The 23,048-nt window shown below is 48.1% G+C and carries 29 protein-coding genes; 28 read left to right on the top strand and 1 reads right to left on the bottom strand.

Annotated elements, in window-relative coordinates:
* Nucleotides 1-212 precede the first annotated feature (212 nt).
* The 8 genes from rpoB to ASG16_RS00225 all read left to right on the top strand — a co-directional run bounded on the left by rpoB (nucleotide 213) and on the right by ASG16_RS00225 (nucleotide 13,434).
* Nucleotides 213-3,752 carry a DNA-directed RNA polymerase subunit beta gene (gene rpoB, locus ASG16_RS00190; protein WP_048035651.1) on the top strand — a complete coding sequence of 1,180 codons (3,540 nt, stop codon included), beginning with the start codon at nucleotides 213-215 and terminating at the stop codon, nucleotides 3,750-3,752.
* A gap of 29 nt (nucleotides 3,753-3,781) precedes the next feature.
* A complete protein-coding gene (gene rpoC / locus ASG16_RS00195) occupies nucleotides 3,782-7,408 on the top strand; it encodes a DNA-directed RNA polymerase subunit beta' (RefSeq protein ID WP_048035652.1) in 3,627 nt (1,208 codons plus the stop codon).
* Between the two features lie 138 nt (nucleotides 7,409-7,546).
* On the top strand, nucleotides 7,547-7,801 hold the full coding sequence (locus ASG16_RS00200; RefSeq protein WP_017247041.1) for a 50S ribosomal protein L7ae-like protein: 255 nt from the start codon (nucleotides 7,547-7,549) through the stop codon (nucleotides 7,799-7,801).
* 122 nt (nucleotides 7,802-7,923) lie between these two features.
* Complete coding sequence (rpsL, locus tag ASG16_RS00205; RefSeq protein WP_012683978.1) at nucleotides 7,924-8,358, top strand: 30S ribosomal protein S12; 435 nt, start codon at nucleotides 7,924-7,926, stop codon at nucleotides 8,356-8,358.
* 57 nt (nucleotides 8,359-8,415) lie between these two features.
* Nucleotides 8,416-8,886 (top strand): 30S ribosomal protein S7, encoded by a 471-nt coding sequence (rpsG, locus tag ASG16_RS00210; RefSeq protein WP_007716226.1) that lies wholly within the window; start codon nucleotides 8,416-8,418, stop codon nucleotides 8,884-8,886.
* Between the two features lie 69 nt (nucleotides 8,887-8,955).
* The gene (gene fusA, locus ASG16_RS00215; protein WP_048035653.1) at nucleotides 8,956-11,034 is read left to right on the top strand and encodes an elongation factor G; all 2,079 of its coding nucleotides are present in this window, start codon (nucleotides 8,956-8,958) and stop codon (nucleotides 11,032-11,034) included.
* Nucleotides 11,035-11,154: 120 nt separating this feature from the next.
* Nucleotides 11,155-12,345: an elongation factor Tu gene (gene tuf, locus ASG16_RS00220; protein ID WP_012683980.1), complete on the top strand. Its 1,191-nt coding sequence runs from the start codon at nucleotides 11,155-11,157 to the stop codon at nucleotides 12,343-12,345.
* A gap of 153 nt (nucleotides 12,346-12,498) precedes the next feature.
* Nucleotides 12,499-13,434, top strand: coding sequence for a DMT family transporter (locus ASG16_RS00225; RefSeq protein ID WP_056493511.1), 936 nt, complete (start codon nucleotides 12,499-12,501; stop codon nucleotides 13,432-13,434).
* Between the two features lie 25 nt (nucleotides 13,435-13,459).
* Here the strand turns inward: ASG16_RS00225 and ASG16_RS00230 are convergent, their stop codons facing one another.
* Nucleotides 13,460-13,846 (bottom strand): globin domain-containing protein, encoded by a 387-nt coding sequence (locus ASG16_RS00230; protein ID WP_056493514.1) that lies wholly within the window; start codon nucleotides 13,844-13,846, stop codon nucleotides 13,460-13,462.
* A gap of 356 nt (nucleotides 13,847-14,202) precedes the next feature.
* Between ASG16_RS00230 and rpsJ the strand changes: the two genes are divergently transcribed.
* The 20 genes from rpsJ to rpmD all read left to right on the top strand — a co-directional run bounded on the left by rpsJ (nucleotide 14,203) and on the right by rpmD (nucleotide 23,033).
* Nucleotides 14,203-14,511, top strand: a complete 309-nt coding sequence (gene rpsJ / locus ASG16_RS00240; RefSeq protein WP_005828858.1) for a 30S ribosomal protein S10 — start codon at nucleotides 14,203-14,205, stop codon at nucleotides 14,509-14,511.
* Between the two features lie 149 nt (nucleotides 14,512-14,660).
* On the top strand, nucleotides 14,661-15,290 hold the full coding sequence (gene rplC / locus ASG16_RS00245) for a 50S ribosomal protein L3 (protein ID WP_056493518.1): 630 nt from the start codon (nucleotides 14,661-14,663) through the stop codon (nucleotides 15,288-15,290).
* Between the two features lie 20 nt (nucleotides 15,291-15,310).
* Entirely contained in the window at nucleotides 15,311-15,934 is a 624-nt protein-coding gene (gene rplD / locus ASG16_RS00250; protein WP_016742844.1) for a 50S ribosomal protein L4, read from the top strand.
* On the top strand, nucleotides 15,934-16,224 hold the full coding sequence (gene rplW, locus ASG16_RS00255) for a 50S ribosomal protein L23 (protein ID WP_007716243.1): 291 nt from the start codon (nucleotides 15,934-15,936) through the stop codon (nucleotides 16,222-16,224). The genes rplD and rplW overlap by 1 nt, the downstream gene beginning before the upstream one ends.
* Nucleotides 16,225-16,256: 32 nt before the next feature.
* Nucleotides 16,257-17,087 (top strand): 50S ribosomal protein L2, encoded by an 831-nt coding sequence (rplB, locus tag ASG16_RS00260; RefSeq protein WP_012683985.1) that lies wholly within the window; start codon nucleotides 16,257-16,259, stop codon nucleotides 17,085-17,087.
* Between the two features lie 49 nt (nucleotides 17,088-17,136).
* Nucleotides 17,137-17,418 (top strand): 30S ribosomal protein S19, encoded by a 282-nt coding sequence (gene rpsS, locus ASG16_RS00265; RefSeq protein WP_007716246.1) that lies wholly within the window; start codon nucleotides 17,137-17,139, stop codon nucleotides 17,416-17,418.
* A gap of 29 nt (nucleotides 17,419-17,447) precedes the next feature.
* Entirely contained in the window at nucleotides 17,448-17,780 is a 333-nt protein-coding gene (gene rplV / locus ASG16_RS00270) for a 50S ribosomal protein L22 (protein WP_047074707.1), read from the top strand.
* A 13-nt stretch (nucleotides 17,781-17,793) separates the two neighbouring features.
* Nucleotides 17,794-18,456, top strand: a complete 663-nt coding sequence (gene rpsC / locus ASG16_RS00275; RefSeq protein ID WP_048035658.1) for a 30S ribosomal protein S3 — start codon at nucleotides 17,794-17,796, stop codon at nucleotides 18,454-18,456.
* A gap of 2 nt (nucleotides 18,457-18,458) precedes the next feature.
* Nucleotides 18,459-18,893, top strand: coding sequence for a 50S ribosomal protein L16 (gene rplP, locus ASG16_RS00280; RefSeq protein WP_007716249.1), 435 nt, complete (start codon nucleotides 18,459-18,461; stop codon nucleotides 18,891-18,893).
* Nucleotides 18,883-19,080 carry a 50S ribosomal protein L29 gene (rpmC, locus tag ASG16_RS00285; RefSeq protein ID WP_012683988.1) on the top strand — a complete coding sequence of 66 codons (198 nt, stop codon included), beginning with the start codon at nucleotides 18,883-18,885 and terminating at the stop codon, nucleotides 19,078-19,080. The genes rplP and rpmC overlap by 11 nt, the downstream gene beginning before the upstream one ends.
* A 22-nt stretch (nucleotides 19,081-19,102) precedes the next feature.
* Nucleotides 19,103-19,369, top strand: coding sequence for a 30S ribosomal protein S17 (gene rpsQ / locus ASG16_RS00290; protein WP_012683989.1), 267 nt, complete (start codon nucleotides 19,103-19,105; stop codon nucleotides 19,367-19,369).
* Between the two features lie 41 nt (nucleotides 19,370-19,410).
* Nucleotides 19,411-19,779, top strand: a complete 369-nt coding sequence (gene rplN, locus ASG16_RS00295) for a 50S ribosomal protein L14 (protein ID WP_012683990.1) — start codon at nucleotides 19,411-19,413, stop codon at nucleotides 19,777-19,779.
* A 49-nt stretch (nucleotides 19,780-19,828) separates the two neighbouring features.
* Nucleotides 19,829-20,143 (top strand): 50S ribosomal protein L24, encoded by a 315-nt coding sequence (rplX, locus tag ASG16_RS00300; protein WP_007716253.1) that lies wholly within the window; start codon nucleotides 19,829-19,831, stop codon nucleotides 20,141-20,143.
* A 26-nt stretch (nucleotides 20,144-20,169) separates the two neighbouring features.
* A complete protein-coding gene (gene rplE / locus ASG16_RS00305; RefSeq protein ID WP_007716254.1) occupies nucleotides 20,170-20,712 on the top strand; it encodes a 50S ribosomal protein L5 in 543 nt (180 codons plus the stop codon).
* Nucleotides 20,713-20,736: 24 nt separating this feature from the next.
* Nucleotides 20,737-20,922 (top strand): type Z 30S ribosomal protein S14, encoded by a 186-nt coding sequence (locus tag ASG16_RS00310; protein WP_007716256.1) that lies wholly within the window; start codon nucleotides 20,737-20,739, stop codon nucleotides 20,920-20,922.
* 27 nt (nucleotides 20,923-20,949) lie between these two features.
* Entirely contained in the window at nucleotides 20,950-21,348 is a 399-nt protein-coding gene (gene rpsH / locus ASG16_RS00315) for a 30S ribosomal protein S8 (RefSeq protein ID WP_048035659.1), read from the top strand.
* A 35-nt stretch (nucleotides 21,349-21,383) separates the two neighbouring features.
* Nucleotides 21,384-21,920 (top strand): 50S ribosomal protein L6, encoded by a 537-nt coding sequence (gene rplF, locus ASG16_RS00320; protein ID WP_048035660.1) that lies wholly within the window; start codon nucleotides 21,384-21,386, stop codon nucleotides 21,918-21,920.
* Between the two features lie 32 nt (nucleotides 21,921-21,952).
* Nucleotides 21,953-22,315, top strand: a complete 363-nt coding sequence (gene rplR / locus ASG16_RS00325; RefSeq protein ID WP_047074697.1) for a 50S ribosomal protein L18 — start codon at nucleotides 21,953-21,955, stop codon at nucleotides 22,313-22,315.
* A gap of 18 nt (nucleotides 22,316-22,333) precedes the next feature.
* The gene (gene rpsE / locus ASG16_RS00330; RefSeq protein WP_007716268.1) at nucleotides 22,334-22,831 is read left to right on the top strand and encodes a 30S ribosomal protein S5; all 498 of its coding nucleotides are present in this window, start codon (nucleotides 22,334-22,336) and stop codon (nucleotides 22,829-22,831) included.
* Between the two features lie 16 nt (nucleotides 22,832-22,847).
* Nucleotides 22,848-23,033: a 50S ribosomal protein L30 gene (rpmD, locus tag ASG16_RS00335; RefSeq protein WP_012683995.1), complete on the top strand. Its 186-nt coding sequence runs from the start codon at nucleotides 22,848-22,850 to the stop codon at nucleotides 23,031-23,033.
* The last annotated feature ends 15 nt before the right edge of the window (nucleotides 23,034-23,048 follow it).

Raw genomic sequence — 23,048 nt, forward strand, 5'->3', positions numbered from 1 at the left:
ATTCCCTGTCTGTCAAGCGTTTCTACTTTTTTCCTGAGATAGGAATGTTTGCGTGAAAACATGGGAATTCTTTTAAAATAGAGTTTCTCTGGGTTAAAAATGGTTGAAGCTGCTTTAACCCATTTTTATTTTTAGGCATTCGAATGCGACTGAAAAAAGTTGCCGAATGCCGAGTTTCTATGTGTGAAAACACAACCTGAGGGGTGAATAAGTTGGCAGGTAAAGTGATTCAAAGTGGCCGACACCGCCAGCGTCGTACGTATTCACGTATTAACGAAGTGCTGGGCCTTCCAAATCTCATCGAGATTCAACAAAAGTCCTACCAATGGTTCCTTGATGAGGGGCTCCGTGAGATGTTCCAAGACATTTCGCCAATCCAGGACTTCACAGGTAATCTCGTGCTGGAGTTTATCGACTACAGCTTGGGAGAGCCGAAGTACGATGTTGACGAGTCGAAAGAACGTGACGTCACCTATGCGGCGCCTCTGCGTGTGAAGGTACGTTTGTTGAACAAAGAGACGGGAGAAGTGAAGGAACAAGAAGTATTCATGGGGGATTTCCCGCTCATGACCGAAACGGGAACCTTCATTATTAATGGTGCTGAGCGCGTTATTGTCAGCCAGCTTGTTCGTTCCCCCAGTGTATATTACAACACCAAAGTGGACAAAAACGGCAAGCAGACGTTTACAGCTACAGTAATCCCGAACCGGGGTGCTTGGCTGGAGCTGGAGACCGATGCGAAGGACGTTATTTATGTCCGCATCGACCGTACGCGAAAAATCCCGGTAACGGTTCTTTTGCGTGCGTTGGGCTTTGGTTCCGACATCGAGATTCTCAACTTGCTGGGTGAAGATGAATACATCAAGAACACGCTGGAAAAAGACAATACCGATTCTACGGAAAAAGCGCTCATTGAAATCTACGAGCGTCTTCGTCCGGGTGAGCCACCAACAGTCGAAAATGCGAAGAGCCTCTTGATCTCTCGTTTCTTCGACCCTAAGCGCTATGATTTGGCTTCTGTTGGTCGTTATAAAATGAACAAAAAGCTTCATTTGAAAAACCGTCTGTACAACCAACGTTTGGCTGAAACGCTGATCGATACGACAACAGGTGAAATTTTTGCCGAAGCAGGTCAAATGATTGACCGTCGTGTCCTGGATCGCATCGTGCCAGCGCTGGAAGGCAATGTCGGCTTTATCGACGTTCGCACACATGGCGGTGTACTGGAAGATGAAGCGATTCATTTGCAATCTATCAATATTTTCTCTCCGATTGAAGATGGCAAGATCATCAAAGTAATCGGAAACGGAAATGTAGATAAGTCCTTCAAACATATTACGCCGGCGGACATCGTATCGGCGATCAACTATTTCATGAACCTCCTGCACAGTGTAGGTTCCACAGACGATATTGACCACTTGGGTAACCGTCGTCTGCGTTCCGTTGGTGAACTGTTGCAGAACCAGTTCCGTATTGGTTTGTCCCGTATGGAGCGTGTGGTTCGTGAGCGCATGTCCATCCAGGATCAAAACCAAATTACACCGCAAGCTCTCATTAACATCCGTCCAGTGATTGCCTCACTGAAGGAGTTCTTTGGTAGCTCGCAGTTGTCCCAGTTCATGGATCAAACAAATCCATTGGCTGAGCTGACGCACAAACGCCGTCTGTCCGCACTCGGACCTGGTGGTTTGACGCGTGAGCGCGCGGGCTTCGAAGTGCGCGACGTTCACCATTCCCACTACGGTCGGATGTGTCCAATTGAGACGCCAGAGGGACCAAACATTGGTTTGATCAACTCCCTGTCGTCCTTTGCACGCATCAACGACTACGGATTTATCGAAACACCTCGTCGTAAAGTTGATCCGGAAACAGGCTTCGTGTTGACTGATATCAGCTACTTGACTGCTGATGAGGAAGACGTGTTCAACGTGGCACAGGCGAATCAGCCACTTGATGAAGATGGCCGTTTCGTAAACGACATGGTAATCTGCCGTCGTAAAGGTGAGATCTTGAGCGTACCGCGCGACAAGGTAGACTTCATGGACGTATCGCCGAAGCAGGTTGTATCCGTTGCGACAGCGCTGATTCCGTTCCTCGAGAACGATGACGCCAACCGCGCACTGATGGGTTCAAACATGCAGCGGCAGGCCGTTCCGCTTTTGATTCCACAAGCACCGTTTGTCGGTACGGGTATGGAACATAAAGCAGCGCAAGACTCTGGTGTAGCGATCGTTGCCAAGCACCCGGGTCAAGTTGAGCGCGTAACGGCTCGCGAAATCTGGATTCGTCGTTACCAAGAAATCGACGGCAGAAAAGTTGCTGGCGATCTCGATAAATACAAAATGCACAAGTTTATCCGTTCCAACCAAGGTACCTGCATCAACCAGCGTCCAATCGTAAGCACTGGAGACTGGATTGAAAAAGGCGATATCATTGGGGACGGCCCATCCACTGAAAAAGGTGAATTGGCTCTCGGTCGTAACGTAATCGTTGCGTTTATGACGTGGGAAGGATACAACTACGAAGACGCGATTCTTCTGAGTGAAAAACTTGTAAAAGATGACGTGTATACGTCTATCCATATTGAAGAATACGAGTCCGAAGCTCGCGACACCAAGCTGGGTCCAGAGGAAATCACTCGCGATATTCCAAACGTCGGGGAAGATGCTCTGAAAAACCTGGACGAACGCGGTATCATCCGTGTTGGTGCGGAGATTCAGGACGGCGACATTCTCGTTGGTAAGGTTACACCTAAAGGGGTTACTGAGCTGACAGCAGAAGAACGCCTCCTGCATGCTATCTTCGGTGAAAAAGCTCGTGAAGTTCGTGATACATCCCTGCGCGTACCGCATGGTGGTTCCGGTATCATCGTAGACGTAAAAGTATTTACGCGTGAGAATGGCGACGAATTGCCACCAGGCGTAAACCAACTCGTTCGCGTTTACATCGCCCAAAAACGGAAAATCTCCGTGGGTGACAAAATGGCCGGTCGACATGGTAACAAAGGGGTTATCGCCCGCATCATGGCGGAAGAAGATATGCCGTTCCTGCCAGATGGTTCTCCAGTAGAGATCGTACTCAACCCGTTGGGCGTACCTTCGCGTATGAACATCGGTCAGGTATTGGAGACTCACTTGGGTATGGCAGCGAAACTTCTGGGTATCCACGTAGCAACGCCAGTATTCGACGGTGCACGTCAGGCAGAAGTATTCGAAACGTTGGAAGAAGCAGGTCTGGATCGTGACGGAAAAACGATCTTGTTTGATGGTCGTACAGGTGAACCGTTTGACCGCCGTGTAACGGTAGGTTGCGTGTACATGCTGAAACTGGCTCACTTGGTTGACGACAAAATCCATGCTCGTTCTACTGGTCCTTACTCTCTTGTTACGCAGCAGCCATTGGGTGGTAAAGCTCAATTCGGTGGACAGCGTTTCGGGGAGATGGAGGTTTGGGCATTGGAGGCATATGGTGCTGCCTACACCTTGCAAGAAATTCTTACTGTCAAGTCGGATGACGTCGTGGGCCGCGTGAAAACGTATGAAGCGATCGTTAAGGGCGAAAACGTTCCAGAACCAGGTGTTCCAGAGTCCTTCAAGGTATTGATTAAGGAACTCCAGAGCTTGGGTATGGACGTGAAGATTCTGTCCGGAGACGAGCAGGAGATTGAAATGCGTGAAATGGAAGACGAGGATGAAGGCAACGGTGAAAAACTGAACCTCGTTCTCGAAGGCGGAAGCTTGAACGAAGAGTAAGATTCCGGTACCAAGGGAGGTAACGCCCTGTGATTGACGTGAACAACTTCGAATATATGAAGATCGGCTTGGCTTCCCCCGATAAGATCCGTTCGTGGTCTTTCGGGGAAGTGAAGAAGCCAGAGACGATCAACTACCGCACACTGAAACCGGAAAAAGACGGCTTGTTCTGCGAACGCATCTTTGGACCAACCAAGGACTGGGAATGCCATTGCGGTAAATACAAGCGTGTTCGTTATAAAGGTGTAGTGTGCGACCGTTGTGGCGTGGAAGTGACCCGCGCCAAAGTACGGCGTGAGCGTATGGGGCACATTGAACTGGCTGCCCCAGTTTCTCACATCTGGTACTTCAAAGGGATTCCAAGCCGTATGGGCTTGGTGCTCGACATGTCCCCTCGTTCCCTGGAGGAAGTAATCTACTTTGCTTCTTACGTAGTAACAGATCCAGGTGACACTCCTCTCGATAAAAAGCAATTGCTCTCCGAAAAAGAGTATCGCAACTATCGTGAGAAATACGGCCACTCCTTCCAAGCGATGATGGGAGCAGAAGCAATCAAACGCCTGCTTGCAGAAATCGATCTGGATAAAGACGTGGAAACGTTAAAAGAAGATTTGAAAACTGCACAAGGCCAGCGTCGCAACCGTGCGATCAAGCGTCTGGAAGTGCTCGAGGCATTCCGCAACTCCGGTAACCACCCGGATTGGATGGTTCTCGACGTACTGCCGGTTATCCCGCCAGAGCTTCGTCCAATGGTTCAGTTGGATGGTGGACGTTTTGCCACTTCCGACCTGAATGACCTGTACCGCCGTGTAATCAACCGTAATAACCGTCTGAAGCGCCTGCTCGAACTGGGTGCTCCTGACATTATCGTACAAAACGAGAAACGCATGCTGCAGGAAGCAGTAGACGCGCTCATCGACAACGGTCGTCGTGGACGTCCGGTAACAGGACCAGGTAACCGTCCTTTGAAATCTCTCAGCCACATGCTGAAAGGTAAACAAGGTCGTTTCCGTCAGAACCTGCTCGGTAAGCGTGTTGACTACTCCGGTCGTTCCGTTATCGTTGTAGGACCTAACCTGAAGATGTATCAGTGCGGTTTGCCTAAAGAAATGGCACTGGAGCTCTTCAAGCCGTTCGTGATGAAAGAGCTGGTTTCCAAAGGCCTCGCTCACAACATCAAGAGCGCAAAGCGCAAGGTTGAGCGCGTTCAGCCAGAAGTATGGGACGTTCTCGAGGACGTTATTCGTGAGCACCCGGTACTGTTGAACCGTGCCCCTACCTTGCACCGTCTGGGTATCCAGGCATTCGAACCAGTTCTGGTTGAAGGCCGTGCGATCCGTCTGCATCCGCTCGTTTGTACAGCGTACAACGCGGACTTTGACGGTGACCAAATGGCGGTTCACGTTCCGTTGTCTGCTGAAGCACAGGCGGAAGCCCGTATCCTCATGCTGGCAGCGCAGAACATCTTGAACCCGAAAGACGGTAAACCGGTAGTAACTCCATCCCAGGACATGGTGCTTGGTTCTTACTACCTGACACTGGAGCGCGAAGGCGACAAAGGCGAGGGTACGATTTATCGCGATCCTCACGATGCGATTGCCGCTTATCAGCAAGGCTTTATCAGCCTGCATACGCGCATCGCACTGCCAGCAAAACGCTTGAGCAAAACCAGCTTTACTGAGCGTCAAGAGAACGCGCTTCTCGTAACGACAGTAGGTAAAGTAATTTTCAATGAAATTTTCCCTGCAGATCTGCCGTTCATCAACGTACCAACGAAAGGCAACCTGCAAAACATGGTTCCTGACGAATACTTTATTTTCGATAAAGGTACCAACGTTACAGAATTCATCAAGAACCTGCCTGATCCAGGCGCGGTGAAAAAAGGCTTCTTGGGAACCATCATTTCCGAGTGCTTCCGTCGCTTCGGTACGATGAAAACGTCCATGATCCTCGATAGAATCAAGGAACTGGGCTTCACGTACTCGACAAAAGCAGGTATCACGATTGCCGTAGCGGACATTGCGGTACCAGGAAAGAAAAAAGACATTCTCGACGCAGCGGATGAAAAGGTTGCAACTGTCATGACGCAGTTCCGTCGCGGTTTGATCACCGAGGACGAGCGCTATGACCGCGTAATCTCTATCTGGTCCAAAGCGAAGGATGAAGTAACAGACGTTTTGATGAAGTCCATGGATAAGTTCAATGCGATCTTCATGATGGCGAACTCCGGTGCCCGTGGTAACGTATCCCAGATCACTCAGTTGGCTGGTATGCGCGGTCTGATGGCGAACCCATCCGGTCGAATCATCGAGTTGCCGATTAAATCCAACTTCCGTGAAGGTCTGACGGTATTGGAGTACTTTATCTCCACGCACGGTGCGCGTAAAGGTCTCGCCGATACAGCCTTGCGTACAGCGGACTCGGGTTACCTGACTCGTCGTCTGGTAGACGTTGCCCAAGACGTGATTGTACGCGAAACTGATTGCGGAACAGATAAAGGTATCCGTGTAACAGCAATCAAGGATGGTAAGGAAGAAATCGAGAAGTTGTCTGATCGTCTGGTTGGACGTACTTGCTTCGAGACTTTGCGCCACCCTGAGACAAAAGAAATCATCGTGCACCGCAATGAGGAGATCTCTGAAGAGGTTGCCGAGTATATCGAAAAAGTAGGAATCACTAACGTTTATATCCGTAACGTACTCGCTTGCCGCACCAGCCATGGTGTTTGCAAATTGTGCTACGGACGCAACCTGGCAACAGGAGCCGAGGTGGAAGTGGGAGAAGCAGTCGGTATTATCGCTGCACAATCCATTGGTGAGCCGGGTACCCAGTTGACCATGCGTACCTTCCATACTGGTGGGGTTGCGGGAGACGATATTACCCAAGGTTTGCCGCGTATTCAGGAGTTGTTCGAAGCGCGTAATCCGAAAGGGCAAGCAGTCATCTCCGAAATCGATGGTGAAGTTGTTGATATTCGCGAAGGGAAAGATCGTCGCGAGATCGAGGTACGTGGGGAAGCGGAGAACAAAGTGTATGCAGCACCGTATGGCTCGCGCATCAAGGTTTCTGTTGGTCTCAAGCTGAATGCCGGTGACGAGCTCACGGAAGGTTCCGTAGACCCGAAAGAAATGCTCAAAGTTCGTGGTATGCGCGGCGTTTCCAACTACATCTTGCAAGAGGTACAAAAAGTTTACCGTATGCAAGGGGTAGAAATTAACGACAAGCACGTAGAGGTTATGATTCGTCAGATGCTGCGCAAACTGCGCGTTATCGACAGCGGAGATACAGACCTCTTGCCAGGTTCCTATGTTGAGGTTCCTGAATTTGAGCAAGCGAACGCAAAAGTTCTCATGGAAGGCAGAAATCCAGCAGTGGGCCGTCCGGTTCTTCTGGGGATCACCAAAGCATCCCTCGAAACCGACTCCTTCCTGTCGGCAGCATCCTTCCAGGAAACGACTCGCGTTCTTACCGATGCAGCGATCAAAGGAAAAGTGGACCGCTTGCTAGGTTTGAAAGAGAACGTTATTATCGGGAAGCTGGTTCCAGCAGGTACCGGTATGTCACGTTACCGCAATGTAAAAGTTGCTAGTCAAGTAGATTACGAAGCAGAGCTGGAAGCAGCGAAAGCTGAGCAAGAAGCAGTTTCTGTAGAGTAATGGCGGGAAAAGCGCCCATCACCGATTGGTGGGCGCTTTCCTAAATAAAAAATATGAGATGGGCGTTGACAACAACTAGCCCACCTGATATTATATTCAAGTGTGCCTGACATCTGTACTTTGGAGGATATGAGAATCATGTCTTATGAAAAAGTAGAGCGGGCCAAGGACTTGACAATCGGCATTAAGCAGACGATCAAAGCTGTTGAAAGCCAACAGGTAGAAGCGGTGTATATCGCTGTTGATGCAGATAAGCGTTTGACCCAAAAAGTCGAGCTCCTTTGCAAAGAGAAGGGTGTTCCAGTCATTCATGTAGATTCCATGCGTCGTTTAGGCAAAGCGTGTGGAATTGAAGTGGGAGCGGCTACCGCTGCGATTAAAAAAAGTGGTTAACGATGTTTTTGTCTGTGGTTACACGTTGCGTAATGATGGACAAGGACTTTCTATTTGACCTAAAAATGACTCACCTGGATCTGTGGTCTTGAAGATTGGGTATTAAGAAGGGAGGTAACATCATGCCTACAATTAACCAATTGGTGCGTAAAGGTCGCGAGGATAAGGTTGTGAAGTCGAAGTCCCCAGCTCTTCAAAAGGGGTACAACAGCTTCAAGAAAAGCCAAACCAACCAAAGCTCTCCTCAAAAACGTGGTGTTTGCACTCGTGTAGGTACCATGACTCCGAAAAAACCGAACTCCGCGTTGCGTAAATACGCTCGTGTGCGTTTGACAAACGGAATCGAGGTAACAGCTTACATCGGTGGTATTGGCCACAACCTGCAAGAGCATAGCGTCGTGCTGGTGCGCGGCGGTCGTGTAAAAGACTTGCCAGGGGTACGCTACCATATCGTTCGTGGTGCTCTTGACACTGCTGGTGTGAACAACCGTAAACAAGGTCGTTCCAAATACGGTACTAAGCGTCCGAAGCCAGGTCAAGCAGCAGCGAAGAAGTAATAAAAAAAGCGCCTGTGAAGTGGCGTGAATTTATATCGAAAAGAAGGAGGGAATACGATGCCTCGTAAAGGTCCTGTAACCCGTCGTGACGTGCTGCCTGATCCTATTCACAACAGCAAGTTGGTTACTCGCTTGATTAACCGCCTGATGTTGGATGGTAAGCGCGGTGTAGCTCAGAACATTCTCTACAACGCATTTGACATCATCCAGGAGCGCACAGGTCGCAACCCGATGGAAGTGTTTGAAGAAGCACTGAAAAACGTAATGCCAGTACTGGAAGTTAAAGCTCGCCGTGTAGGTGGTGCTAACTACCAAGTACCAATCGAAGTAAAACCGGAGCGCCGTACCACTCTTGGTCTGCGTTGGATGGTTAACTACTCCCGTAACCGTGGAGAGAAAACCATGGAACAACGCTTGGCTAACGAGATCATGGACGCTGCTAACAACACCGGTGCAGCAGTTAAAAAGCGTGAAGACACGCACAAGATGGCTGAAGCGAACAAAGCGTTTGCTCACTATCGCTGGTAGAAATTGAATCGGGTGTCCGTTTTGGATACCCGTTTATTCTCAAACTCGAGTATGGAAGGAGCATACCTAATGGCTCGCGAGTTCTCTTTGCCGAATACGCGTAATATCGGTATCATGGCTCACATCGATGCTGGTAAGACGACGACTACTGAGCGTATTCTGTTCTACACTGGTCGTGTTCATAAAATTGGTGAGGTGCACGAAGGTGCAGCTACCATGGACTGGATGGAACAAGAGCAAGAGCGCGGTATTACCATTACTTCGGCTGCTACTACTGCTCAATGGGCTGGTCATCGTATCAACATCATTGATACACCAGGTCACGTAGACTTCACTGTAGAAGTTGAGCGCTCCCTGCGCGTTCTTGACGGTGCTGTAACCGTTTTTGACGCAAAAGGTGGCGTTGAGCCGCAAACCGAAACAGTATGGCGCCAAGCTGACCGCTATGGCGTACCGCGCATGTGCTACATCAACAAAATGGATATCATGGGTGCTAACTTTGATATGTGCTTGGGTCAGATCAAATCTCGCCTCGGTGCAAATCCAGTAGCTATCCAATATCCAATTGGTGCAGAAGATCAATTCAAAGGTATGGTTGACCTGATTGAAATGAAGGCAATCGTATATACTGATGACTTGGGTAAAACTTCTGACTCCGCTGAAATTCCTGCTGACATTCTGGCACGTTGCGAAGAACTTCGCATGGCTATGGTTGAAGCAGCAGCTGAACAAGACGAAGAGCTCATGATGAAGTACTTGGAAGGCGAAGAGCTGACCAACGACGAAATTCGTGCTGCTCTGCGTAAGGGTACTATCGAGTGCAAACTGACGCCGGTAATGTGCGGTTCTTCTTACAAGAACAAAGGTGTTCAGCCTATGCTGGACAACGTAGTTGCTTACCTGCCGTCTCCGGTAGATATCCCTGCAATTAAAGGTACATTGCCAGATACTGAAGAAGAAGTTGATCGTCCAGCTGACGACAACGGTCCGTTCTCTGCTCTTGCGTTCAAGATCATGACTGACCCGTATGTTGGTCGTTTGACTTTCTTCCGCGTATACTCCGGTGTACTGAACTCCGGTTCTTACGTTCTCAACTCTACCAAGGGTAAACGTGAGCGCGTTGGTCGTATCCTGCAAATGCACGCAAACCACCGTGAAGAGATCACAACGGTTTACTCCGGTGACATTGCTGCAGCTGTAGGTTTGAAAGATACAACAACTGGTGATACTCTGTGTGATGAAAAGGCTCCTGTAATCCTTGAGTCTATGGACTTCCCAGAGCCAGTTATTTCTGTTGCGATTGAACCAAAATCCAAAGCAGACCAAGACAAGATGGGTATCGGCCTGTCCAAGCTGGCTGAAGAGGATCCAACGTTCAGAACTCGCACAGATGAAGAGACTGGTCAAACAATCATCTCCGGTATGGGTGAGCTTCACCTGGAGATTATCGTAGACCGTCTGAAACGCGAATTTAAAGTTGAGTCGAACGTTGGTGCTCCACAGGTTGCTTACCGTGAAACATTCCGTAACACAGCCAAAGTGGAAGGTAAATTCGTTCGTCAGTCCGGTGGTCGTGGTCAATACGGTCACGTTTGGGTGGAATTCGCTCCTCTCGAGCCGGGTCAAGGCTTCCAATTCGAAAACAAAATCGTTGGTGGTGTAGTACCACGCGAATACATCCCTGCTGTTCAAGCGGGTATCGAAGAGTCTATGAAAAATGGTGTTATCGCTGGCTTCCCGCTGGTTGATATCAAAGCTACTATCGTAGACGGTAGCTACCATGATGTTGACTCCAACGAGATGGCATTTAAAGTAGCAGGTTCTCTCGCTCTGAAAGAAGCTGCGAAAAAATGTGGCGCTGTACTGCTCGAGCCAATCATGAAAGTAGAAGTTACAATGCCAGAAGAGTACATGGGCGACGTTATGGGCGACCTGAACTCCCGCCGCGGTCGTATCGAAGGTATGGAAGCTCGTGCAAATGCACAAGTAATCCGTGCAATGGTACCACTGTCCGAGATGTTTGGTTACTCCACAATTCTTCGTTCCCGTACCCAAGGCCGTGGCGTTTACTCCATGGTGATCGACCACTACGAAGAAGTACCTAAATTTATCGCTGAAGAGATCATCAAGAAATCTAAAGGCGAATAATTACAGGTTACAGCTTTATCTTGCAATCAGAAAGGTTTACAATATTGAAGGGACAACCATTCGTAAGGTAAACCTTTCTTCAAACCATAAAACCCTTATCTATAAGGAGGCTTTTCTCTCATGGCAAAAGCGAAATTTGAGCGTAATAAACCGCACGTTAACATTGGTACCATCGGTCACGTTGACCACGGTAAAACTACCCTGACTGCTGCTATCACAACTGTTTTGGCACAAACAGGTCAAGCACAAGCAATGAACTATGCTTCTATCGACGCTGCTCCAGAAGAAAAAGAGCGCGGTATCACTATCAACACTGCTCACGTTGAGTATGAAACTGAAAACCGTCACTATGCTCACGTTGACTGCCCTGGTCACGCGGACTATGTGAAAAACATGATTACTGGTGCTGCTCAAATGGACGGCGCAATCCTGGTTGTATCCGCAGCTGATGGCCCTATGCCACAAACTCGCGAGCACATCCTGCTCTCCAAACAAGTAGGCGTACCTTACATCGTAGTATTCATGAACAAATGCGACATGGTAGACGATGAAGAGTTGTTGGAACTGGTTGAAATGGAAATCCGTGACCTGTTGTCTCAATATGAGTTCCCAGGTGACGACACTCCAGTAATCAAAGGTTCTGCTAAAGAAGCTTTGGATAACCCAACTGGCGAGTGGGCTAAGAAAATTGGCGAACTGATGGAAGCTGTTGACAGCTACATCCCAACTCCTGAGCGTGCAACTGACAAGCCGTTCCTGATGCCTGTAGAGGACGTGTTCACGATCACTGGTCGTGGTACTGTTGCTACTGGTCGTGTAGAGCGCGGTATTGTTAAAGTCGGTGACCAAGTAGAAATCATTGGTCTGGCTGAAGAAACTAAAAACACAACTGTAACTGGTGTTGAGATGTTCCGCAAATTGCTGGATCAAGCTCAAGCTGGTGACAACATCGGTGCTCTGCTGCGCGGTGTAGACCGTAACGACATCGAGCGTGGACAATGCTTGGCGAAACCAGGTTCCGTTAAGCCTTACACTAAGTTCAAAGCAGAAGTTTACGTTCTGTCCAAAGAAGAGGGCGGACGTCACACTCCTTTCTTTGCTAACTACCGTCCACAATTCTACTTCCGTACAACTGACGTAACAGGTATCATCCAACTGCCAGAAGGCGTTGAAATGATCATGCCTGGCGACAACACTGAGTTCACTGTAGAACTGATCGCTCCAGTAGCGATGGAACAAGGTACTCGCTTCGCGATCCGCGAAGGTGGCCGTACAGTAGGCGCTGGCGTTGTAGCTTCTATCGACGCGTAAGATATACGGATACAAAAAACCCGACAACTTTGGTTGTCGGGTTTTTTTATGTGCAATTATCGAACTTTTAAATAACTCCCATCAAAATCATTCAATTTGCCTCTTGTAGCAATATGCTACAATACCATCAGGATTGGATGGGGGATATTAGAGATGAAAAATAATGAGCGATTATTGTTTCTTATGCTTGCGGGTGTTGTCACGCTGTGGGGCTTGAACGTCGTCATGGTCAAGTATTTAACAACGTTTCCTCCATTATATGTCGCGGCTATACGCATGACTGTTGGTGGAATCTGTTTATCGCCACTCATCTTCATATACCGAAAGAGTTTGCGTTTTAGCAAAACAGATTGGTTCTTGTTGGCTGGAGTCGGTGCTAGTTCTATCGCACTTCATCAAATAACGCTTGCAGCCGGTGTTCAATACACGACGGCAGGGAATGCATCGCTTATTCTTGGATTAAATCCGTTGGCAACGGCGCTCTTGGCAATGCTTTTCTTAGGGGAAGGCATGTCGTTGAAAAAAGCGCTTGGCATTGGAATGGGTTTTGCAGGAGTGTTGATTGTTGTCATCTCTCAACACGGCGGACTTCATATGAATGGCTGGGGAGATGCTATTATGTTTTTCTCCATGCTCATGTATGTAACGGGTGGCTTACTCATTCGGAAGTTGGTCGTAAGAGGTGTACCGGTACTCTTAATTACGGCTTTATCGCAAATGTTTGGGGTCATCTTCTTGTGGGGAGTCGCATTGACTGTTCAACCAGCTTCCTATTATCTATCTTTGGACGTTTCTTCCTTCCAGTGGCTTGTGATTTTTGCTTCAGGTGCGCTATCAACTGCACTTGGTTCGATAGGCTGGAATTATGGGATACGTCAGCTCGGAGCAAGTCGAACAGCCGTTTTCCTAAATGGAATGCCGATGGCCAGTTTGGTATTTGCGGCGATATTCCTGGGAGAAAGCCTTCAACTTGTACACTTACTAGCACTGTGTATGATCGTAGGTGGTGTATATTTGGGATCTCGTAGCTTGGTGAGACCGAAAGCTACACGTGCGGCAGCAACCTCTGATTTAACAACAAAAGCGTAGGACAGTAATTGTCCTACGCTTTTTCTTATTGATCCCACTTATTGACCATATGGTGAGCAGTTAATCGCAAGCGATCAAAGATTTGCTTGCGAATTTCGCCTTCCAGGCCAGTCAGGTCCATGGCTTTATCCATACAAGAGAGCCAAGCCTCTGCCTGTATAGGTCCAATAGGGAACGGCATGTGTCGTGCTCTCAACATCGGATGACCATGGGCGTCCGAATACAGGCTTGGGCCACCGAGAAACTGTGTTAAAAACTGATATTGACGTTCTTTCACGTGGGTTAAATCTTCAGGGAAGAGCTCGGTAATGTCGGGATGCTGCTTTACCAGATCGTAAAAGGTATCGACAAGACGGGACAAAGTATCTGCACCGCCAATGATTTCATAAGGGGTTTGATTTACATCAGACATTGAGGAAACCCTCCATTTCATAACGATTACAACCATAAGTATAACGTCTTCCTTCTATTATAGAAAGATGAGTTGGAGAGTTGGTAGGTAATCCCGCTTGCCTTTCTTCCCTGAAATCTGTAATATGTTCAAGGTGAGCCATTCAGTAGGCACACTATGTACAAAAAAATATACGGAAACCCAAGAAAAAACTTGCGTTGCCCAAATCTTTTTAGTACAATATTGAATGTTGGTCATGGACTTGCGATGATGTGGGAGGTTGCTGACACACCCGGCCCCTTTGCCATGACCGGGGTGCAGGATATTTCCACGGAGAAATGTCTGTTTAAAAAATGGGCGAAAAAGGAGGGACTTCAATGGCAAAGCAAAAGATTCGTATTCGTTTGAAGGCGTATGATCACAAAATCCTGGATCAGTCCGCAGAAAAAATTGTGGACACTGCGAAGCGTTCCGGTGCTAACGTATCCGGTCCAATTCCACTCCCTACGGAGAAAGCAGTTTACACGATCCTGCGTGCGGTTCATAAGTACAAAGATTCTCGTGAGCAATTCGAGATGCGTACACACAAACGTTTGATCGACATCTTGAACCCAACACCACAAACAGTAGATGCTTTGATGCGTCTGGATCTGCCATCTGGTGTGGATATTGAGATTAAACTGTAAGGTCCCAAAAAGCGATACACGCGCAGACGTTGTCTTGATAAGCGTGTTACACCAAGCAACAAACCCTTAAAATGGCACCCCTGCGCATCGGTGGGGACTTGATACAACATAAAAACGTTTTACTGAAATAAGCACAGGAGGTGGCACAAATGACCAAAGGAATCTTAGGGAAAAAACTTGGCATGACTCAAGTTTTTGGTCCAAACGGAACAGCGACTGCTGTAACGGTCATCGAGGTTGGTTCCAACGTTGTTCTTCAGAAGAAAGACGTTGCGACTGACGGTTATGAAGCGATTCAAATCGGCTTCGAAGACAAAAAAGAACAGCGCGCTAACAAGCCGGAAAAAGGACATGCAGCAAAAGCTAATACTGCTCCTAAGCGCTTCGTTCGCGAAATTCGCGGAGTTAACCTCGCTGATTACGAGGTTGGTCAAGAGTTGAAGGCTGACATTTTTGCCGAGGGAGAAATGGTTGACGTAGCTGGCGTATCCAAGGGTAAAGGTTTCCAAGGTGCGATCAAACGTCACAATCAATCCCGCGGTCCTATGGCTCACGGTTCGCGTTACCATCGCGGTCCAGGTTCCATGGGTGCTGTAGCTCCGAACCGCGTATTTAAAGGTCAAACACTGCCAGGTCAAATGGGTGGCGACAACGTTACTATTCAAAACCTGGAAGTAATTAAAGTAGATGCAGAACGCAATCTGGTTCTCGTAAAAGGCTCCGTGCCTGGTCCGAAAAACAGCTGCGTACTGGTATCCACGGCAGTCAAGAAGAACTAGTAAGGAAAGGAGGAACTGACATGCCGAAAGTAGCTCTTTATAACCAAACCGGTTCTCAAGTTGGCGAAATCGATCTGGCAGACAGCGTATTTGGTATCGAGCCTAACAGCGCAGTTCTGTACGATGCGATCGTGATGCAACAAGCATCCCAACGCCAAGGTACACATGATGTAAAGAACCGTTCTGAAGTACGTGGTGGTGGCCGCAAGCCATGGCGCCAAAAAGGTACAGGTCGTGCACGCCAAGGTTCCATTCGCTCTCCGCAATGGAAAGGTGGCGGTGTTGTATTCGGTCCAACTCCGCGCAAATACGGTTACAAACTGAACCGTAAAGTTCGCCGTTTGGCTCTGAAATCTGCACTTTCCACGAAAGTACAAAACAACGAACTCCTGGTATTGGAAGCTCTGAACTTCGCAGCTCCTAAAACTAAGGAAATGACTGCTGTACTCAGCAGCCTGAAAGTAGATCGCAAAGTTCTGATCGTTACTTCCGAGTACGACCAAAACGTAGCGCTCGCTTCCCGCAATATCCCAGGTGCAAAAATCGTAGATGCTGCAGGCATTAACGTTCTTGATCTGGTAGCGCATGACAAAGTAATCGTGACGAAAGAAGCGGTTGCGAAAGTAGAGGAGGTGCTCGCATAATGAAGAGCCTTCATGATGTCCTTAAACGCCCTGTCATTACCGAGCGCACCACTGATATGATGGCTGAGAAGAAGTACGTTTTCGAAGTTCCTCTCAAAGCCAACAAAACAGAAATCAAACAAGCTGTTGAAAAAGTATTTGGCGTAAAAGTAGAAGCAGTTAACACAGTTCGTGTACCTGCGAAACCAAAACGCTACGGAAAATACTCCGGTTACACATCCGAGTGGAAGAAAGCAATCGTTAAGCTGACTGATGACAGCAAAGAATTGGCCTTCTACGAGGGAGTATAACCTCGACGACTACCGAAAAGGAGGGTATTAACATGGGTATCAAAAAGTTTAAACCGACTTCTCCTGGTCGTCGCCAAATGACGGTTTCTACTTTCGAGGAGATCACCACGTCGACTCCCGAAAAATCCTTGTTGGCGCCTCTCAGCAAAAAAGCTGGTCGCAACAACCAAGGTAGAATTACCGTTCGTCATCAAGGTGGCGGTCATAAACGTAAATACCGTATTATCGACTTCAAACGTAACAAAGATGGTATCATTGGTCGCGTAGCAACCATTGAATACGATCCAAACCGTTCCGCTAACATCGCGCTGATCAACTATGCAGACGGTGAAAAGCGTTACATCATCGCTCCACACAACCTGAAAGTGGGCGACCAGATCGTATCCGGAGCAGATGCCGACATCAAAATCGGTAACGCACTGCCAATGGAGAAAATCCCGGTAGGTACTACCATCCACAACATCGAGCTGAAACCTGGTAAAGGCGGCCAATTGGTGCGCGCTGCTGGTACATCTGCTCAATTGCTTGGTCGTGATGGTGAGTTCGTAATCGTTCGCCTGTCTTCCGGTGAAACTCGCCGCATCCACAACGTATGCCGCGCTACTATCGGTCAAGTAGGTAACCTCGATCACGAACTGCTGAACATCGGTAAAGCAGGACGTTCCCGCTGGTTGGGTATCCGTCCAACAGTTCGCGGTAGCGTAATGAACCCGAACGATCACCCACACGGTGGTGGTGAAGGTCGCGCGCCAATCGGTCGTAAAGCACCTGTTACTCCTTGGGGTAAACCAACCCTGGGTCTCAAGACTCGTAAGAAGAAGAACAAGTCCGACCAATACATCATCCGCCGCCGCAAGAAGTAAGGTAGGCTGATACTATAACCGAACGCCTTTGGCGAAGGGAGGTTCACTAATGGGACGTAGCTTAAAAAAGGGTCCTTTCGTGGATGACCACTTGATGAAAAAAGTTGACGAGCAAAATGAAAAGAACGAGAAACGCGTGATCAAAACTTGGTCTCGCCGTTCCACCATCTTCCCTGATTTCGTAGGACACACGTTTGCAGTTTACGATGGCCGCAAACATGTACCAGTATACGTATCGGAAGACATGGTTGGTCATAAATTGGGTGAATTCGCACCAACTCGTACCTTCAAGGGTCACGTCGACAACGACAAGAAGTCCAAGAAGCGCTAATTTTCTCTTGACAGAGAGGAGGTACAAAGATGGAAGCAAAAGCAGTTGCACGCAATATTCGCATCGCGTCTCGTAAAGTCCGCCTGGTGGTAGACTTGATCAGAGGCAAGCAAGTAGGTGAAGCTTTGGCGATCTTGAAACACACGCCAAAGGCAGCTTCTCCAGTTGTTGAAAAACTACTGAAGTCGGCTATTGCAAACGCTGAGCACAACTATGAGATGGATCCTAACAGCCTCGTAGTGGGTAAAATCTTCGTAGACCAAGGTCCTACGTTGAAGCGTTTCCGTCCGCGCGCTATGGGTCGCGCTAGCCGCATCCATAAACGCACGAGCCACATCACAGTGGTACTAAACGAGAAATAAGGAGGGATTACGTGTGGGTCAAAAGGTAAGCCCGGTAGGTCTTCGGATCGGTGTCATTCGTGACTGGGAGTCCAAATGGTACGCTGACAAGGACTTCGCAACTCTGTTGCACGAAGACTTGAAAATCCGTAAGTATGTAAAAGGGCGTCTGAAAGATGCTGCTGTATCCACGATCGAAATCGAACGCGCAGCTAATCGCGTGAACGTTACGATTCACACCGCTAAGCCTGGTATGGTAATTGGTAAAGGTGGAGCTGAGGTTGAAACTCTGCGCAAATCTTTGACTGAGCTGACTGGCAAACGCGTTCATATCAATATCAACGAAATCAAACGTCCGGATCTGGATGCTACTCTGGTAGCTGAAAATATTGCACGCCAATTGGAAAACCGCATTTCTTTCCGCCGTGCGCAAAAGCAATCGATCACTCGTACGCTGCGCTCTGGTGCTAAAGGTATCAAAACCTTGGTAAGCGGTCGTCTTGGCGGCGCGGACATCGCACGTTCTGAAGGTTACAGCGAAGGTACTGTTCCACTTCACACATTGCGCGCTGACATCGACTACGGTACTGCTGAAGCACATACCACTTATGGTCGCATCGGTGTTAAAGTGTGGATCTATCGTGGAGAAGTCCTTCCAGCGAGAAAGAACGTCGCTACTGAGGAAGGAGGCAAGTAATCATGTTGACGCCAAAACGCGTGAAACACCGTAAACAACACCGCGGGAAAATGGCTGGTAACGCAAAAGGCGGTACTACTGTTGCGTTCGGTGAATACGGATTGCAAGCAATGGAGCCATCTTGGGTAACTAACCGTCAGATCGAGGCAGCTCGTATCGCGATGACTCGTTACATCAAACGTGGTGGTAAAGTTTGGATCAAAATTTTCCCAGATAAACCAGTAACACAAAAACCGCTCGAAGTCCGCATGGGTTCCGGTAAAGGTTCTCCTGAGAAATGGGTAGCGGTAGTGAAGCCAGGCAAGATCATGTTCGAACTTGCTGGTGTTCCTGAAGAAGTCGCTCGCGAAGCTATGCGTCTGGCTATGCACAAACTGCCAATCAAGTGCAAGTTCGTGAAGCGTGAAGAAGTGGGTGGTGACGCACATGAAGGCTAATGAGTACCGTAATTTGACCACTGCCGAGATCGAACAAAACGTTACTTCTTTGAAAGAAGAGTTGTTCAACCTTCGTTTCCAGCTGGCTACGGGTCAACTCGAAACCACATCTCGTATTAAACAAGTGCGTAAGGATATTGCTCGTGCGAAAACCGTCCTGCGCCAGAGAGAATTGGGAATCGGCTAATTATAGGAAGGAGGTTTGAACGATGACCGCAGATCGCAATATGCGTCGAACAGTTGTAGGTCGCGTTGTTTCCGACAAAATGGATAAAACCATTGTTGTTCTTGTTGAAACTTACAAGACACATCCTTTGTACGGCAAACGCATGAAATTCTCGAAAAAGTTCAAGGCTCACGACGAGAACAACACGGCAAAAGTGGGCGACATCGTAGAAATCATGGAAACTCGTCCATTGTCTAAAGACAAGCGTTTCCGTTTGGTACGTATCGTCGAAGAGGCAGTAATCGTATAAGTCAGATTTTCGGATATTAATTCCGAAAGGAGGAACAGTAAATGATCCAAACTCAGACGAGATTGGCTGTTGCTGACAACTCCGGTGCAAAGGAACTCATGTGCATCAAGGTTCTGGGTGGTTCCGGTCGTAAAACGGCGAACATCGGTGATGTTATCGTGTGCTCCGTAAAATCCGCTACACCCGGCGGCGTTGTCAAGAAAGGTCAAGTAGTTAAAGCGGTAGTAGTACGCACAGTAAGCGGCGTTCGTCGTAACGATGGTTCTTACATCCGTTTCGATGAAAATGCAGCTGTAGTTATCAAAGACGATCAATCCCCACGTGGTACTCGTATCTTTGGACCTGTGGCTCGTGAGCTCCGCGATAAGGATTTCATGAAGATCATCTCTCTGGCTCCAGAGGTTATCTAATTGAACGGCAAAACTCAGGCAGTTTGTTCGATAGGAGGTGCACCAAGCGATGCACGTTAAAAAAGGCGACACTGTTATCGTAAATGCGGGCAAAGATAAAGGCAAAAAAGGTCGCGTTCTCGCTGCTTATCCAAAGAAAGAACGCGTTCTGGTTGAAGGTATCAACCTCGTGAAGAAACATAGCCGTCCGTCCCAAGCTAACCCGCAAGGTGGCATTGTGACTCAAGAAGCAGCTATTCACGTATCCAACGTATCTTTGATCGATCCGAAGTCCGGAAAAGCTACTCGCATCGGTTACAAAGTTTTGGATAACGGCAAGAAAGTTCGGTACGCGAAAAAGTCTGGCGAAGTACTCGACAAGTAGTCAGGTTGGAAAGGAGGATATCCTAGATGGCAACAAGATTGAAAGAAAAGTATACGAGCGAAATCGTGCCTGGTTTGATGAGCAAGTTCAACTACACTTCCATCATGCAAGTGCCGAAAGTAGAAAAGATCATCATCAATATGGGTGTTGGCGAAGCGGTAGCTAACGCTAAGTCCTTGGATACTGCAATTGAAGACCTGCAAATCATCGCTGGTCAAAAGCCTGTAGTAACAAAGGCTAAGAAATCCATCGCGGGTTTCAAATTGCGTGAAGGTATGCCGATCGGTGCGAAGGTAACTCTGCGTGGCGAGCGTATGTACCACTTCCTCGACAAATTGATGAACGTATCTCTCCCGCGTGTTCGTGACTTCCGTGGAATTTCTTCCAAGGCTTTTGACGGTCGCGGTAACTATACACTTGGTCTGAAGGAACAACTGATCTTCCCTGAGATCGAGTACGATAAAATTGATAAAGTTCGTGGTATGGACATCGTTATTGTTACTTCCGCGAAAACGGATGAGGAAGCTCGTGAGTTGCTGACTCAAATGGGTATGCCATTCCGTAAATAAACCCACTCGTAAGGAGGGAAGAATGTGGCAAAGAAATCAATGATCATCAAGCAACAGCGGGAGCCGAAGTTTGCAGTACGCGCGTACACTCGTTGCGAGCGTTGCGGACGTCCTCACTCCGTATTGCGCAAATTCAAACTCTGCCGTATTTGCTTCCGTGAACTTGCTTATAAAGGTCAAATTCCAGGCGTGAAAAAAGCAAGCTGGTAATTTGAAACGGGAAGGAGGTTTTCTCTCATGGTTATGACTGATCCAATCGCAGATATGTTGACTCGCATCCGTAACGCCAACATGGTTCGCCACGAGAAGGTGGAAATCCCGGCGTCTACCATCAAGAAGGAAATCGCGCGCATTCTGAAAGAAGAAGGCTTCATCCGCGATGCGGAGTTTGTTGAAGACAACAAACAAGGAATCATCCGCGTATTCCTGAAGTACGGTACTAACAACGAGCGCGTCATCACAGGTCTGAAGCGTATCTCCAAACCAGGTCTTCGTGTATATGCGAAAAACAACGAAGTGCCAAAGGTTTTGGGTGGCCTCGGTTGCGCGATCATCTCTACATCCACTGGTGTAATGACTGACAAGCAAGCTCGTCAAGCTCATGTAGGTGGAGAAGTTCTCGCATACATTTGGTAATTAACAGATTGTAAATAGCACAGGAGGTGCACCACATGTCTCGTGTCGGTAGAAAACCGATCGTGGTCCCTGCAGGCGTTACCCTCACTCTGAACGGTACTGAGCTGACGGTAAAGGGCCCTAAGGGTCAACTCGTTCGTAGCTTCCATGAAGATATCAAAATCAACATCGCTGAAAACGAAGTAATCGTTGAGCGTCCAAGCGATAACAAACTTCACCGTTCCCTGCATGGTACAACTCGTGCGCTGGTATCCAACATGGTAACTGGCGTATCTGAAGGCTTCACTCGTACCCTGGAACTGGTCGGTGTAGGTTACCGTGCTGCCAAGTCTGGCAACGGTGTTACTCTCTCTCTTGGTTTCTCCCACCCAGTGGAAGTTACTCCAGAAGAGGGTATCGAAATCGATGTACCAAACCAAACCACTTTGGTGGTAAAAGGTATCAACAAAGAGCGCGTAGGCCAAATTGCTGCTGAAATCCGTTCTCTGCGTAAACCTGAGCCATACAAAGGTAAAGGTATCAAGTACAGCGATGAAGTTGTTCGTCGTAAAGAAGGTAAAAAAGGTAAATAAGCTTCTAGCTTCATGAGAAAGGAGGCCGCTTAATGTTTACGAAAGCTGATAAAAACAAAGCTCGGAAAAAACGCCACCTGCGAATCCGCAAACGCGTGATTGGTTCTACCATTCGCCCGCGTCTAAACGTTTTCCGTTCTTCTAAGCATATCTACGCTCAATTGATCGATGATGCAACTGGCGTAACACTGGTATCTGCATCTTCTTTGGATAAAGAGCTGGGCCTGAAAAATGGCGCTAACGTGGAAGCTGCTACAGCTGTTGGCACACTGATCGCTAAGCGTGCACAAGAAAAAGGTGCGACAGAAGTGATTTTTGACCGCGGTGGTTACATTTATCATGGACGTATTAAAGCACTGGCAGAAGCAGCTCGTGAAGCTGGTCTGCAATTCTAACAACAAGGAGGGTAAGGAATGCGTATCGACCCTAGCAAATTAGAGCTCGAAGAAAAAGTAGTCGCAGTTAACCGTGTAGCAAAAACGGTTAAAGGTGGACGTCGTATGAGCTTCAGCGCCTTGGTTGTTGTGGGAGACCGTAACGGCCACGTAGGTGCTGGTATGGGTAAAGCTCAAGAAGTTCCAGACGCCATTCGCAAAGCGATTGACGATGCTAAGAAAAAATTGATTCGTGTACCGATGAGAGGAACAACTGTTCCGCACCAAGTACTGTGCCAATTTGGCGCTGGTAAGGTTCTCATCAAGCCTGCTGCCCCTGGTACAGGTGTTATCGCTGGTGGACCTGTTCGTGCCGTACTCGAACTGGCTGGTGTAGGCGATATTTTGAGTAAGTCTCTTGGTTCCAACAATCCTATCAACATGGTCAACGCTACGCTGGAAGGTCTCGGCCGTCTGAAAACAGCGGAAGATGTCGCGAAATTGCGCGGTAAGACTGTTGACGAGTTGTTGGGTTAATAAGGAGGGAATGAACATGGCAAAATTGCAAATCACCCTCAAACGCAGCCTGATCGGACGTACAGTAGATCAGCAAGACACTGTAAAAGCTCTGGGTCTTCGCAAAATCAACTCCACTGTAGTGAAGGAAGACAATCCTGCAATTCGTGGAATGGTTTTCAAAGTGAAGCACTTGGTAGAAGTGAAAGAAGTAGAAGCTTAATTGAACATCTCAATT

This window comes from Brevibacillus sp. Leaf182, from assembly GCF_001423865.2.
GTDB lineage: Bacteria > Bacillota > Bacilli > Brevibacillales > Brevibacillaceae > Brevibacillus > Brevibacillus brevis_C.